This is a genomic window from Adhaeribacter soli (assembly GCF_008727925.1).
Classification (GTDB): domain Bacteria; phylum Bacteroidota; class Bacteroidia; order Cytophagales; family Hymenobacteraceae; genus Adhaeribacter_A; species Adhaeribacter_A soli.
Genome location: NZ_VTWT01000011.1, coordinates 155253 through 171415, shown reverse-complemented (window position 1 = coordinate 171415; position 16163 = coordinate 155253). Strand labels below are relative to the sequence as shown.

General features: G+C 47.8%; 3 protein-coding genes and 1 pseudogene. 3 read left to right on the top strand and 1 reads right to left on the bottom strand.

Annotation, left to right across the window (positions count from 1 at the left end; genetic code table 11):
• The coding region (locus tag F0P94_RS17400) for an FG-GAP-like repeat-containing protein (RefSeq protein WP_191907088.1) at positions 1-3262 on the bottom strand (3262 nt) is incomplete at its 3' end.
• A gap of 1029 nt (positions 3263-4291) precedes the next feature.
• Between F0P94_RS17400 and F0P94_RS17390 the strand changes: the two are divergent.
• The 3 genes and pseudogenes from F0P94_RS17390 to F0P94_RS17380 all read left to right on the top strand — a co-directional run bounded on the left by F0P94_RS17390 (position 4292) and on the right by F0P94_RS17380 (position 15738).
• Positions 4292-5369, top strand: a pseudogene (locus F0P94_RS17390) (IS3 family transposase).
• Positions 5370-5503: 134 nt separating this feature from the next.
• Positions 5504-7405 (top strand): 7TM diverse intracellular signaling domain-containing protein, encoded by a 1902-nt coding sequence (locus F0P94_RS17385; RefSeq protein WP_150905421.1) that lies wholly within the window; start codon positions 5504-5506, stop codon positions 7403-7405.
• A gap of 674 nt (positions 7406-8079) precedes the next feature.
• Positions 8080-15738, top strand: a complete 7659-nt coding sequence (locus F0P94_RS17380; RefSeq protein ID WP_150905419.1) for a GEVED domain-containing protein — start codon at positions 8080-8082, stop codon at positions 15736-15738.
• The last annotated feature ends 425 nt before the right edge of the window (positions 15739-16163 follow it).

The following is a 16163-nucleotide window of genomic DNA, read 5'->3' as shown; positions in this document are numbered from 1 at the left end:
TAACAAAATCTGCTTTGGCGGCAAAGCTTACCGTGCCGCTGCTGCCTATGTTCCGGAGCACTGAAACATAAGTGGAGCTAAGATTAGCGATAGCCAGGTCCGGCTTGCCGTCCCCGTCTATATCCCCGATGGCTACGGAAGTAGGCGCACCTCCTGTGGTGAAATCTGCTTTGGTGGCAAAACTTACCGTGCCGTTGCTGCCCGTGTTCCGAAGAACCGATACGCTATTGGAGCTATAATTAGCTGTAACCAGGTCGGGCTTGCCGTCACCGTCTATATCCCCGATAGCTACCGAATGAGGAGCAATTCCTGTAGTGAAATCGGTTTTGGCGGCAAAGCTTACCGTGCCGCTGCTGCCCGTATTCCGAAGCACTGAAACGGTATTGGAGTTAAAATTAGCGATAGCCAGGTCCGGCTTGCCGTCACCGTCTATATCCCCGATGGCTACGGAAAAAGGTTCATTTCCTGTAGCAAAATCGGCTTTGGGGGCCATATCGGCTGTGGTAATGCTGCCTTTGTTCGGGCTGAAGGTTGGCAGAAAGAACCGGCTGCTGTAAGTGGCCAGCGTGGTAGCTGTATTGAGCACCGTTATGGGGGCGTGGGCTGCCCCGGCCGGCACGGTTACCATTAAGCTGGTAGCGCTGGCGGCCGTTACCGTGGCCCGGGTTGCCCCGAAAAATACCACATTATTAGCGGCTGTGGCGTTGAAGTTGGTACCGGTTATGGTTACAGAAGTTCCGGGCTGGCCGCTGAGGGGCGTAAAGGAAGTTATAGTTGGCACTAGTGCCTGCCTGTCAACCGTTACCGTATAGATTGTAGCACTGCCATCCTGCGCTATTACCCTAACATTTATGGCATTGTTTCCGGTATTCAAAGCAAGTGCAGACGAAATATTGCCGCTTGCTACCGTTGAATAACCCTGGCTGTTTACCTGTACCTGAATAGTGGCATTGGTTTGGGTTTTGGTTGGCCTTACGGTAATACTTGAAACCGAATTTGCCACGCTGGCCGAATAAGAAGTGGTGGCTGAGGAAAATACCGGGCTTAAAGTGCCGGAACTGATTGTTAGGCCCGATAAAGTAGAAATATTGGAATAAGTAGTAGCTACGGTTGTACCCGAATTAGCACCCTGGCCTGTTACCGATGTTTTATCAGCCCGCACCCGGTAATAATAAGTAGTAACCGGAGAAAGACCCGTTACCGCCGACGAAGTAGCAGTACCCACATTTTTACTGTTGTAACCGCTTACGAAAGAACTGAAAGCTGAATTGGTAGAAACATCAAGCAAATAATTAGTTACCGTGCCTACTGCCGGAGCAGACCAGTTGGCTGTAAAGCCGGAAGCGGTAATGTTGCTGGCCGAAGCTACTACCGGGACCACCATCGCGTAGCTTTCCACCCAATTAGAGGTGCTGCCGCTTCTGGCCAGATTGGTTAACGTGCCATGGAAATTATTTCCGGAATGGTCAGTTAATGTACTTAAACCAGTATTATTTGCGCCAGCTGTTCCTTCATCGAAATTATAATATGCCATGAGCCCGGAAGCAGGCGAACCTATTGGGCTTACCATACCAGCCTGGATTTGCGCCTGCGACCTGGCAGTGTTCCAGATACGGATTTCATCCATAGCGCCATTAAAGAAGTTTGGAGCTTCACCATAATTGTAATTGGGCACACCCAACTTGAAATTACCAAAATTGTCGTAATGAGCTACGTAGTCGGATGCGGCTGTCTTGTCCGCACCATCGATGTACATCTTGGGTGTTCCGGAAGTGCCGGAACCTGCATAAGCCCATACTACGGCTATATGGTGCCATTTTCCATCATTCACAGCCTGGTTACTATTAATGTAATAATTGCCCCATCCTACAAATGTTGGATAGCCTGCACTATTAAGGTATAACACCTTCTCTCCCGGGTTCCAACTTGTACTCCCGTCAGAGCAAGTAACAATCCCACACGAAACTCCTGTTGTTTTGATCCAAGCTTCAATTGTAAAATTTGCTTTGCCCAACTCCGTAACAGAGGAGGTCATGTTTACATAATCGTTTGTGCCATCGAAATGCAGGGCTGTTTTTGGGGCCTCATATACGGTAACCGTTTTAGAAGAAACCCCGCTGCAGGTAGAATTAAATTGTATGGTAGCCGTGCCGGGGCTTATGCCGGTAACCAGGCCTGAAGAATTTACTGTTGCAATGCTGGTATTGCTACTACTCCAGTAGCCGGCGCTGTAATCTAAGTAGCGGATAATAACCACGCCTGAACCACCGGTGCCACCGGCGCCAACTTGGCCGCCGCCGCCGCCGCCGCTACCGGTATTTGCTGCCCCATTCGTAGCTACAGTCGGGTTGCCACCCCCGTTTCCACCAATACCGCTGCCGCCAATACCCAGCGTTGAATTGGTACAGGTCCGGCCGCCGCCGCCGCCGGCAGCATAAATTACCCCCGAGCCTGTGATGTAATAATATGATCCGCTTCCGCCATTGCCGCCAACCATATTTCCTGCTGCTGTACCAGGGCCGGCATGACCGCCGCCGCCGCCGCCGGCAGCATTGCAGCCAAAATCTGCCCAGGTGCCATTTCCGCCATTGTAGCCTTGTCCTGAAACACCGCTGCCTGCAGTAGCACCGGAAGGGTTCCCACCGGTTACGCCGCCGCCGCCGCCGCCTGAACCGCCACTCTGGGCAGCGCCGCCGGCATCGCGGCTGGCGCCGCCGCCGCCGCCAGCAACTGCAACGGTTGAAAAAATGGAATTCCCGCCGTTGCCGCCAATCGTATGAGCAGACCCACCTGCGCCGCCGGCACCTACTGTAACCGCATAATTCGTATTGGCTGTTAAACCGATTGTAACATTTCTGACCGCTCCGGCACCGCCGCCGCCGCCGCCGTTTCCGCCACCGCCGCCGCCGCCGGCCACTGTTAATACTTCTACAGAACCGCTAAAGCCAGCCGGCACACTAAATGTGCCCGATGACGTAAATTTATGAATGCGGTAACCTGAAACGGTAGTAACAGAGCCGCCGGATGGCATTGTTGGAGCAGTTGAGGTAATGCTGCCGCCGGTAGGCACCGTTGTAGCGCCGCCAATTGTTCCGGTTGGGCATTGGGCTGCGCTAAACTGTACCGGAATAATTACCAATAACACAAAAAAACAAAGCTTCTCCAGCATCTGGCAGCCTTTGGTTAAGAACCCTGTTTGCTTTCTGGTTGTAAAGACGGGCTGCCCGGAGTTGGCCTGGCGCGTTGGTACTGTTTTTCTCATATAGCATTAATAAAACATGACGTTTGTTGTGGCTTTTCAGGAAATTATACTTCCTGTGAAGCATTGTGGGTTTTGTTTATGTAAAGCGTAAAAATTAGTGAATAGCATTACCGGGCCAGCCTTCCGGAGGCCCTTTTTCCTGCGGAACGGTTAATTTGGTATGATTTTTCCGCCGTAATTGATTCTGGCAGATAATACTTGGGCACTTCCGGCTTAAAGCCCGGACTTAAATAAATTTTCAGACGCCGTACTACGCGCTGATCTCCCTTCTATTTTGAAGTGGGTTTGAGTTATTTATAACTGAAGAATATTTGATATTAGAAATCAGATAAAGCAAAAATCTATCGGCTAAATTCCAGATGGTCAAAAGTAGTATTTTATTTATTAATTTTATAATAAACAACCTTTAAATCTTTTAATTTCTTTCAAAACCTCAATCTCATTAAGATAAATGCATTTAATTACCTCATTTCTACACATCGTTATCAAGCAACAACTAGGTATTTATGACTTTCTTATATACAAGCTTATTCATAAAGACATGTTGGATATCATAATGAGTATTCCTGAATTTGATCCTTTTACTAGTAGACAAAAATCATTTTTCAATTTCAAATCATATATTTTGTGTCTAAAAATAGGCCACATCTTTGTGGATAAAGTTCGGTATTTCACTCCTTTGGTCAACTGAAACAAAAATCCTGCTTTCCATTCAACGAAGCAGGATTTTTATTTATCTAGCATCCCCTCGTGCATAAAAAATTTGACTTTAGGTTTTAAGTCCGACTTTCTGTGAAAAGAACTTTTACTTCTGAAGTAGAATAGTTGTCCCAGGCATCACCCCCAACATTTCTGCCTGCACACGGTTAATCTTGCTCCGTGTTTAATATTTGTTATTCTAAAATCAATACTTCCAGCAAGCTTAGCCTGCGCGTTAAAAAATTCTCCTCTTTAACTTCCCTCTGTAAGTATCCCTAAAAACGAGACAGTTTAAAAGTAGACAGAAATGTTTAATTTTAAACTGATAAGATGAAAAAGACAAGATTTACCGAGAGCCAGATTGTTAAGGCATTAAAGGAGCACGAAGCGGGGCCAAAGGCGGAGGACATTTGCCGGGAGCTGGAGAACAGCCGGGCGGCCTTTTACAAGTGGAAGAGCCGCTACGGGGGTATGGAAGCCTCAGATGTGCAGCGGCTAATAGAAGGGGAAGAAGAAAACCAGCGGCTCAAGAAAATGTTTGCAGACCTGAGCCTGGATCATGCTATTTTAAAGGAGGTAATCGACCCGATACTGACGCACGTCTGCGGGTCAAAAAAGGCTGGGGCTCTGGCAGCAGAAAGCCTTAGCTGAAGAGTTGGTTTCGGCATATGGCTTATCGGTTACCAGGGCCTGTAGTTTAAGCAGCCTTTCGCGCTCGAAGTACTATTATAAAAGCTGTAAGGATGATTCAGAAGTGATCACTGCCCTGCAGGAGCTGGTTGCTGCTCACCCGGCCTATGGCTTTCGGAAACTGCTCTCCTGCCTGAAAAGGGCTGGTAAAACGTGGAATCACAAACGGGTGTACCGGATCTACCGATTATTAAAGCTAAACAAGAAAAGAAGAGGCAAACGCAGACTGCCGGCCCGGGTAAAGCAGCCTTTAGTGCAGCAACCCGAACTTAATAGGAGCTGGAGCATGGACTTTATGAGCGACTCACTGGTGTCAGGCAATAAGTTCCGGACCCTGAACGTGATCGATAACTGCAACCGGGAAGCACTGGCAATAGAAGTAGCCACTTCCATTGCAGTTAAAAGCGTGATCCGCAGCCTGGAGCAATTAATAGACTGGCGGGGGAAGCCCAAAACGATCAGAGTAGACAACGGGCCGGAGTTTACCAGCGCTGATTTTACCTTGTGGTGTGAAAAGGAAAAGACCAGCATCCAGTATATCCAGCCGGGCAAGCCGATGCAGAATGGCTATATAGAACGCTTCAATGGCAGCTATCGCAGAGAAATACTGGATAGCTACCTGTTCTTTGACCTGGAGGAGGTCCGGCAGTTTTGGCCTTTAATATCCAATAACATATTATCCACACTTTTCTACCTTTCATTTTTAAGGCGATTCTAAGTTTATTTTATTATCAAATCACAAATAAAATATTGTGGCATTTAGTAATTTAATTAAAAAATTACACAGTAATTTTACATTGATCCTTTTTAAGTAAAGGGCGTACAGTCTTTTGACCTTACTACCTTATTATTTTGCCGCGATCTGCCAGCCTTCAGTTCTATTTTAAGTTAAGTTGTGTTTTTAGCTTTCTGGTAATTATCCTGGGCTGGACAACGCCTTTAATGGCCGCCGGAGAAAGCCGGGAGCCCAAAATAACCTGGCAGGTGCTGGAAGATAAGGGCTATACTTTTGAACGCGTAAGAACCGATCCTGCTTTAAAATTTATCCCTATCGATTCCTTGCGGGCCGGGAAAGTCAGTCGGTATTGGCTAAAAATAACTGCTGCCAACCAAAGCAGTTTTACCGCTTCCTATCAGCTTAGAGTGCTGCCATATTTGGACAATACCTTATTCCAGTTTAATCCGGATACTGAAAAATGGGAGTTGCAGCGGGCCGGCGTCTACGCACCCTCAGATAATAACAGAACCAGGGGCCGGTTTTCAATGCTTTTGCCAGGAAAATCCACCTCTGTTATTTATGTTAAGGTAAACCTGACCGGCCCTACCCCAATTCCGGCTGCCGTTAAGCTTTCCTTACAGTGGGAAAAAGAAGCTGAGGCCCAGGAGGCCGCCTACTTCTTTGGCGCCGCCTGGATAGTATCTCTGGCCCTGCTGGTTATTTTGTTTCTGAATAACCTTCACTTGTATTACCGCTTCCGCGATAGCACCATTGCGTATTTTCTGATACTACAGGTGGGCGGCATGCTATATATTACGGCCTACCGGTTCTTCTTTAATATCGCCTTTCCATCGCCGGTATTTAATCTGCGCCTAACGTCGGAAGGGAAAGCCAACTTTTATGATCTGAACCAGGTGCTTATGCATTTGAGCGTAGCTTTAATTTTGTTTGGAAGCGTACAATTCACCCGTTCTTACTTACAAACGAAGCTGAACCTGCCAAAGCTCGATTCCTGGCTGCGCTATGCGTTGTACACCTATCTGACTTTCACGGCAATAGTTATGCTCATAAACATAACGGTGTTTTGCATAAATCCCTATACTATAGGCTTTGATAATTTGCTTGTTTTGGGGGTAGTTACATTGTTAGTAATAACCGGAATTATAGCTTACCGACGCAATATTCCATTTGCCAAGCCCTATTTGTATGCTAACTTGGTGCCGATATTCTTCATTTTCAGCGTAGCCTTTTACCACGTATTTTTTAGCTCCGATAATGCGGGCCGCTTAGTTCTCCCGGATCTGGCCATAATTTCGCTGGGGCTATGCTTTTCGGTAGTTACAGTTTCCCGGTTGCAAACCCTGCGCGACAGCCTGGCGGTTAAAGAAGAAGAAGCCCGCCATTTGGCAAATGAAATAAGACGCAGGGAAAAGCTGCACCGACAAATAACCCTGGAAAATGAACAAATACAGGATGCCTTCCGGGAAACCGAAAACCAGCGGAATATAAAAGAACTGGAAAACCGGCAGCTCAACGTCGATATTCTGGAAGGAAAGTCCGTGAACAAAGAGCTTCAGAAAAAACTGGCCGACAATCACCGCGAACTTGCATCCATTACGCTCTATATGGAGCAGAAAAATGCCATGCTGGCCAAGCTGAAACTCCAGATTGAAGAGCTCCCTAAATTAAACCCGAACAACAAGCACAAAGAACTTTCCGAAGTAAAATCGCTGCTGCAATCTAACCTGCACCTGGACGATGACTGGAGCAAATTCAGGCTTCACTTTGAGCAGGTTCATCCTAACTTTTTCCAGGACCTCCAGGCCAAATACCCTAACCTTACCAAAAATGAACTGCGGCTCTATAGTTACTTCCACATTAACCTAACTACTAAAGAGATTGCTACTCTGCTCAACATCGAACCGGCAAGCGTGCGCCGCGCCAAAACCCGCCTTTTCAAAAAGATTGCCGAAATAGAAGAAGGCCTAAATCCTGAGAAACCGGAAGCAGAGAATGATGACGCATCTTCTGTTTGATAGCCTGCTTCTTTTTACTTTAATTGTCTCCTGAACAAAGATCTGCTATCTTGGAACCTTAAGTATATTAGATAGTTAGCGTCCGGTTTTTTGCCAAAAAACATACCGTTTGAAAAAGGAAGGTGTCTGTTTTTTCACCGAAATGCGTACTGATTTTAGTTTACATATTTTAAGGTATCAGTATTGCAAATTAGATAATCAGGCTTTAGGTAAAGTTACAAGTGATATAACAAAGTAATTAGTCATATTTAATAAGCTAATAGGGATTATTAATATTGGTTGAAGGCAATTTAACTGAAGGTAATTCAAAACTTAAAAATGCCTTCCGATCAGTCAGTTTCCGGCATTGCAGACTCAAGCTTTAACACCACCTTTTTCCCAAATCAGATACCGTTTTGGCAAATTTATCCGATCGCAATTTCCTGGATTTTAATTTCTCACTTCTGTCGCCTCCCCTTCCAACAATAAAAAAACAACCTGAAAGACAACGTATTACAAAATGTGTACACACTTTGTCTATGCCATTTTTTAGGATTTAAGTTATTATTTATTGAAACTTTGTTACTGGTTGGGTGCCTAATTCTGCTTCCTATTCTTTAACCATTGCCACGGGGTTTTACAGCAGGCCTTAGCAAAGCCCACTACAAAACCAGTAAATCTTTTTAATTGGCCTTATGCGGAATTCCTTACATTTCCTGGTTTCAACGGTACTTCTGACGTTGCAGTTTTTTTCTGGTTACGCCCAATGCCCTACCGGCGCTATCAATGGAAGTTCTGTTGTAAGTGTTGGAAGCAGCATTAATTTAACGGGCCCTGATCTTCCCACGGGGGGGACGCTTACCGTAGTAAATGGCTACCGCATCCATAGATTCACCTCCTCAGGTACCTTTACCGTACCCGCCGGCTTTAGTGGCAATGTGGGAATGCTGGTAGTGGCCGGCGGCGGAGGCGGCGGCTCTAATGGTGGCGGCGGCGGCGGCGGCGGCGGTGTGCGCAGCACCAATACCCAAGCCCTGGTTGGAGGAACCACTTATACAATTACAGTGGGTGGCGGTGGCGGCCCGGAAGCAAACGGTGGAAACTCTTCTTTTGGTACGCTAATGGTAGCAACCGGCGGCGGACGAGGGGCTAGCCGTGACGGCGGTGGAGCAGCCTATAGTGGCGGCTCCGGTGGTGGTGGCAGCGGCGCTTCCGGAGGCAACCCTACTGGTGCATCAGCTGGAGCGGGCAGTGCGGGGCAAGGAAACAACGGCGGAAATGGGACTGCGGCAGACTTAGGTTGTAGTGCAGCCGGCGGCGGCGGCGGCGGTGCCGGTGGAACCGGTTCGGCGGCATCAAGCGCTACCGGCGGAAATGGCGGCATAGGCAAGTTTGATTACATTACAGGCGTTGGGGTTAATTATGCGGCGGGTGGCGGCGGCGGCAGAACCTGTACCAATACTACTTTAGGAGTGGGTGGTTCCGGAATTGGTGGCAATGGCGGGGGCAACCCAACGTTGGCCACAAATGGTGTTGCAAATACCGGCAGCGGGGGCGGTGGCGGCGGCGGTATTGGCTTAGGCGGCTCGGGCGGCTCCGGCGTGGTGATTGTGAAGTACATAGATTATGCTTCTGGTAACTGGGCCAGCAGCAACACCGGCATTGCAACTGTAAATGCTGCCGGAGTGGTTACCGGAGTTGGCGCTGGTACGGCTACCATTTACTTAACTACTACCTGCGGCAGCTTTTCATCGAAGGTTATTACCGTAAATTCTACGAATGCGGACCTTTCCAACTTAACCCTCAGCAGCGGCACCTTATCGCCGGCGTTCGCCAGTACAACAACAAATTATACCGCATTAGTAACTAATGCTACCTCCATTACGGTTACCCCTACCAAGGCAGAGGCTAATGCCTCGCTTCAGATCCAGGTAAACGGGGGAGGATGGGCTCCCATTAACAGTGGTTCGGCTTCAGCTGCAGTGGTTTTGAACAGGGTGAAAACTACCGTTGATTTAAGAGTTACCGCCCAGGATGGCAGCACTACGAAAATTTATTCAGTAACCATTACCCGGGTAAACACGCTGGACAATGCCGGCCTTGGCAGTACCACCGGCGCCGCAGTTTACTCTTTGCGCAAACTTAGCAGCAATTATTCCGGATCGGCCATCCAGGTAATAAGAAGCAGCGATAATGCAGTGTACGATATTGGTTTTACCAGCGGCGGACAATTAGATACTGCCGCGCTGAAAGGTTTTGTGGGCAACAGTAACGGCTCTATTGTTGTTTGGTACGACCAGTCCGGTTATGGCCGCGATTTATTTCAGTTACTGGCAGCCACCCAACCGCGTCTGGTAAATGGCGGAGTTATACACCGCTTAAATAAACTGCCTGCCATTTATTTCGGCACCTCAAACCTGGCTACGGCAAAGGAAGTAATGTTCCCGGGTGCGGTAACAATGGTAGGCGTAGCGAAAGGCACCAGCCCTACCCCAGGCTCTTTTATTAGCAAGACTGGCACGGCTGCCGGAGCCAATACCAATTATCCAAGCCCCTTCGATTTTACGAATAATGGCGGCGATTTTTATATCGGAAACGCTGCTACGACCGTCGGTTCCGCCACAAGCCTTGCAAACGCAAATCCCCGCTCTGACATAAGCTCGTTGGTGCCGGCTTCGGTGTATTCCTTTACCAGCCAATTCGCTGCTGGCAGCACTACCTATTCTTACCGGAACGGAATTCAAACCGGCGCGTTTTCCGTGGCTGCTTACAGCGACAATGGAAACTCCCTCCGAATGGGTAATCGGAACGAACTTACCCAACAAGGAAATTTCTATACGCCGGAAATGGTTATGTTCAATACCGTTTTATCAACCTCGGAGCGTAATACCCTGGAAACCAACCAGAAAAATACATATATTTCTGCTGATGCCAATCTTTCCTCCCTATCTGTAAATAAGGGCACCTTGTCGCCGGTATTCGCTTCGGCAACTACCGGTTACTCCGTTACCATAGATAAATCGATGTTGCCATTTACCTTAACCGCGGCAGCTAGTCACCTTTATGCTGACGTGCGGCTACGGGTAAATGGAGGCACCTATGCCCCACTGGCCCGGAATACCCCTTCTGCTGCTTTACCGGTAACGGTTGGTAGTAACACCATTGAAGTAAAAGTAACGGCCCAGGACGGGTCTACCATTAAAACCTACACCATAAATTTAATTGTGGAGCAATATTGCCAGGCCGGCATATCTGTAAACAATCCAAAAATATCCAGCAACAATGTTCGGTATATCGATAATGTAAATTTTGCCGGAATCAACAACAATTCGGGCACTACCGGCGGTGGGTATCAGGATTTTACTTCTCAAACCGGGCAGGTAACGGCCGGCGGCACTTATACCTTTACAGCAACAAAAGCCCCCTCTAGCAATTGCCTGATTTATGTTTGGATAGATTACAACCAGGATGACGATTTTACGGATACGGGAGAGCTTATCTATTCTACGGTGGCAATAGCTGGGCCTTATACTTCTGCTATTACCATACCACTTACTGCTTCAGTGGGTACAACCCGTATGCGCATTCGGCTCGTTAATGATTCTTACGGCGGCAACTACACCCCCTGCGGCGACAGTTATTTTGGACAGGTAGAAGATTACAGCCTAAACATACTGCCTCCGCCAGCACCTGTTTGTGCAACCGGTATGTTCCCTGCTAACGGTACTGATCAGGAGTGCCTTGCTACATTAAGCTGGCAGGCTGCAACCAATGCAGCAGGTTACAAAGTTTATATGGGATCTTCGGCACAAACGCTGGTTTTGGTAAGCACCCAGACCGGTACTACCTATACTCCGCCAAGTTTACTGAGCGGTTCCACATATTACTGGAAAGTAGTGCCATACAACAGCGCCGCCGATGCTCCAGGGTGTAACATATATTCCTTTACAAAATATACTTGTTACTGTTCAACCGGCACCACGTATGCCGATAACCATCGGATTACGGAAGTACACTTTGCCGGGATAAACAACTATTCATATTTTTCAGGCAATGGGTATCAGCAATTTACTTCTTCAGATACCGGACGCGTAATGGCCGGTACTACAGTTCCTTTCGCGGCAGCCGGCAACGGGAATGGGTCGTATTCCAGGTTTTTGGCATGGATCGATTATAACCGGGACGGCGATTTTGACGATGCCGGGGAGCAAATTTATGCGAACAATACTGCGGGCCCGTACAGTGCTTCTATCACTATTCCGGTTACAGCTTCAATCGGAAATACCCGCATGCGGCTACGGCTTTTGCATACAGCTTATAGTAGCAACATCACCCCGTGCGGAACCAATGATGTTGGGGATGTAGAGGATTACACTATAAATATCCGGCAGCTTGCAGCGCCAAGATGCGCTGCCGGTTTCTCCCCTTCAGATGGCAACGAATTGTTGTGCAGCCGTTCTTTAAGCTGGCAATCCGTACTATATGCAGAGGGATACAAGGTATATACAGGCTTATCTCCGGCATCGCTTGCTCTGGTAAGCACGCAAACTACCACCACATATACTCCAACAGGCTTGTTATACGGCCATATCTATTACTGGAAAGTAGTACCTTATAACAGCGGCGGTGAGGCTGCCGGCTGCAGCACGAATTCCTTTACGGTTCAGCCTTTAGCTTGTGCAACCGGTATATCGCCGGTAAACAACGGCTCTGATAATTGTGGAACATCTACACTGAGCTGGCAGCCGGTTAGCTGCGCGACCGGCTATAAACTATACCTTGGCACTTCTCCTGCAGCATTATCACTCATCAGCAACCAAGCGGGTACTGCTTATTCTCCTTCCGGGCTAACAGGTACATCTACGTATTACTGGAAGGTAGTGCCTTATAACAGCAGCGGTGAGGCTGCCGGCTGCAGTGTGAATTCTTTTACCAAATCCATCTGCTATTGCCCGGCCGGCACCGATTATCCTGATGGTCAATTTATCAGTAACCTGAATTTCGGCGGAATAAGCAATAATTCAGGCACTTCAGGCGGAGGGTATCAGGACTTTACTGCAATTACCGGACAGGTTACCGCCGGCGGCACCTATAATTTTGATGTAAGTGGAACCGGGCATTTATATTCCAGCCTGCAGGCCTGGATCGATTATAATGGCGACGGTGACTTTACCGATGTAGGGGAACTTGTATATTCCGGCAATCGGGCGGGCCCTTACAGTTCTAATATTACTATCCCGCTTACGGCTTCGGTAGGCTTAACCCGTATGCGGGTACGGCTCGATCATACTACTAATGGCTATAATGGCACCTCTTGCGGAAACAGCTGGGTTGGGCAGGTCGAAGATTATACCCTTAACATTTTGCCGATTCCGGCGCCAGGCTGCGCTACCGGTTTTTCGCCTGCTGACGGCACCGAATTGATTTGCAACGGTTCCCTAAGCTGGCAATCTGTGCTATATGCCGATGGTTACAAAGTATATTTAGGCTTATCTCAGGCTTCGCTTGCCTTGGTAAGTACACAAACCACTACCACATATACCCCAACAGGCTTGGTATACGGCCAAACCTATTACTGGAAAATAGTGCCTTACAATAGTACCGGAGAAGCTACCAGTTGCAGCACAAATTCTTTAACGCTGCAACCGTTGGCCTGTGTAACCGGAATATCCCCGGTGAATAACGGTTCTGATAATTGTGCGGCATCAAAGCTAAGCTGGCAGGCGGTTAACTGCGCTTCGGGCTATAAAATATATCTTGGTACTTCCCCCACGGCATTATTGCTCGTAAGTGATCAGGCCGGCCTTGATTATTGGCCATCCGGATTAACAGGTAATGCTGTTTATTATTGGAAAGTAGTACCTTACAACAGCTCGGGGGAAGCCTCCGGCTGCAGCGTGAATTCGTTTACAAAAACCGCGTGCTATTGTGCGGCCGGTAGCAACAGTACGAGTAATCAATTTGTGAGCAGCGTGAACTTTGGCGGCATCAGCAATAACTCCGGCACTTCAGGCAGCGGTTATCAGGATTTCACATTTATTCAAGGGCAAATTCAGGCAGGTTCTACCGAAACCTTCGCTGCAACCGCAACCTCCCATTTGTATTCGGAGCTTATGGTATGGATCGATTATAACCGCGACGGCGATTTTACCGATGCCGGGGAAATGATTTATTCTTTGACGGGCTTCGGTCCGTATAATAGCTCTATTACGGTTCCTCCTACCGCTCGAGCCGGCCTTACGCGGATGCGCGTACGCCTGACCCATACTTATTACGGCTACAACGGTACTTCCTGCGGATACAGCGATTACGGGCAGGTGGAAGATTATAGCATAAACATATTGCCGCTGCCGGTACCGGTGTGTGTTTCCGGCACGGCTCCGGCAACGAATACTATTGGCTACCCGGCAAACCTAAGCTGGCAGGCTTCGCCGCTGGCCGAAGGTTACAAGGTTTATATGGGCCCATCGGCGGCCGCACTTACGCAGGTAAGTAACCAGACCGGGCTTTCCTACAACCTGAGCGGCTTAACAGGCGGAAAAACCTATTACTGGAAAGTGGTGCCATACAACTTAGCCGGCGATAATACGAATTGTTCTATATATACTTTCACTACCCCTAGAGCAACCACCTGGACGGGAGCTGTTTCCACGAATTGGTTTGACAGCGGCAACTGGACATCCGCAGTACCTGATTCGACCGCACTTGCCCTTATTCCGGCCAGTTTAACGGTTTATCCGGTACTGTTTTCGGGAAAGGCAGCGGCTAAAAGCCTGACTATATCCGGAGAACTACACTTTACCGGCGGGGAAATGAAAGTTTCAGATACGCTGACCTTAAGCAACGGCGGAGCGCTTACAACGGGCGGGCAAAGTATATTAACGCTGCAAAAGCAATTTACGCAGTCGGGTGGCACTTTTACGGCTACCGGCGGTACCGTTTCTTTTGTAAACCCTGCATCGTTTACGCTTCCGGCACTTACGTACTACAACCTGACTATTTATGGCGGACCAAATGCTGTAATAACCACTGCAGGAAATGCAGCAGCAAACGGCAATCTGACTTTATCGGGTTCAGGCGCGACCTTGCATAACGACTATGTGCTGGCAGTAAAAGGCAACCTGGAAGCGAATATCCCGCAAACCGGAACCGGAAAAATTAAACTGATTTCGGGCAAACTTACCGGTCACTTGCTTTCTGGCAGTGCCACGATTAATAACCTGGAAGTGGACGATATATTGGGCGCTACCATGATAGGGGACCTAACTTTAACTGGAGCACTTACATTATCCGCCGGCAATTTAACGGCTACAGCCGGCAAAACGCTTTCCCTAAATGGTACGATTTCAGAAGAAATGGGCCGTAAGTATAATGGGGAACTTGTTAAAACGATTTCCATCGGCTCCGGAATGGCCAACAGCCTTTTCGGTAACATTGGGGTTGGTTTGGATAACGCTGATGCGGGAAATTGGGGAGCCATAACGGTAACCAGGCATACAGGGACGGGCAGTTTTATTTCTAACCCAACCGCGCCAAATGTGCAAGGTATTAACCGTTACTGGAAAATTGAACCACAGTTTAGGCCAACCGGTAAAACCATTAACTTAACCTTAAGTTGGCTTTCGGATGAGAATAATGGCCTAACCTTCCCGAATAACCTGGCACAGGTCTGGAAAAGCGAAGACAATGGCCTGACCTGGATTCCGGTAGAAGGACTAAAGCCGGTAATTAGCAACGGCAACCTGCGTAGCGTAACGGTACAAACCAGCAGCTTCTCCTTATGGACGGTATCTGATGCGATGAATCCGTTACCGGTAAAGTGGCTGCATTTCAACGGTAAAGCAAATCTGGAAGGAAACCAGTTAAACTGGGCTACTGCTTCGGAAAAAGACAGCAAAGCTTTTGTAGTAGAACGCTCTCCGGATGGCCGTAGGTTTGAAGCAATTGGAGAAGTAGCTGCAGCCGGACAAAGCAACAGCGTACGGGAATATGGGTTTTTAGACAAAAACAGTAGCGTTTTGGCCGAGAAAGCAGTTTACTATCGCCTGAAGCAAATGGACTTTAATGGCCGTTATGAATATTCTTCCATGGTGGCTATTAAACGGGAAAAGACAGTCGAAATCACCGTATTGCCTAACCCTTTCCGTAGCAGTTTGCAGGTAAAACTCCCGGGAACCAGTATGGCCAGCTTTAAATTCACCACGGCAGAAGGTAAAACGCTATACCTGAAAGATAAAAAAGCCCTTTCAGGAATAGTGCAGCTGGATGATTTGCCGGTGCTGGCGCCTGGCATGTACCTGCTTCAGGTAGTGAGTGGCCAAAATGTTACGACTCTAAGAGTGATGAAGCAATAAGAAGTTCTTTTAAAACTATCATTGGAAAGCGAAAAGGTTTGGCTTGGGATTCTGGGAAGGTTCGCCCAGATAAAAAACTTAAAATAAACCAAATTGTTGTTGATAAAGTTCAATATTTTACACCTTCGGTCTACTAAAGATAAAAGAGCCGCTTTCCATAAAAAGGAGCGGCTTTTTTAGTTCGGCAAATCCCCTTTGTGTTGCCTGTTATTGCAGAATCCTGGCAGTCTCTTTGAACCTATATCCTTCAAAGGCTATTAGGTTAACTTAGTTCACTTATTGCTGAAGATCCTCGGCTACCCCACCCCTGACAAGCATTGAAACAGAAAGACAAGATGAAAAAGCAGGAGTTGTTAATAAATGGTGTTTCTTTTTCCAGGTCTTGCCACAAGACTGAAAAGATCCATGTAAATTATTACTTCTTA

Bases quoted from the DNA above. Each gene is read 5' to 3' on its own strand.
- F0P94_RS17380 (WP_150905419.1), top strand. From the start codon at position 8,080: ATGCGGAATTCCTTACATTTCCTGGTTTCAACGGTACTTCTGACGTTG.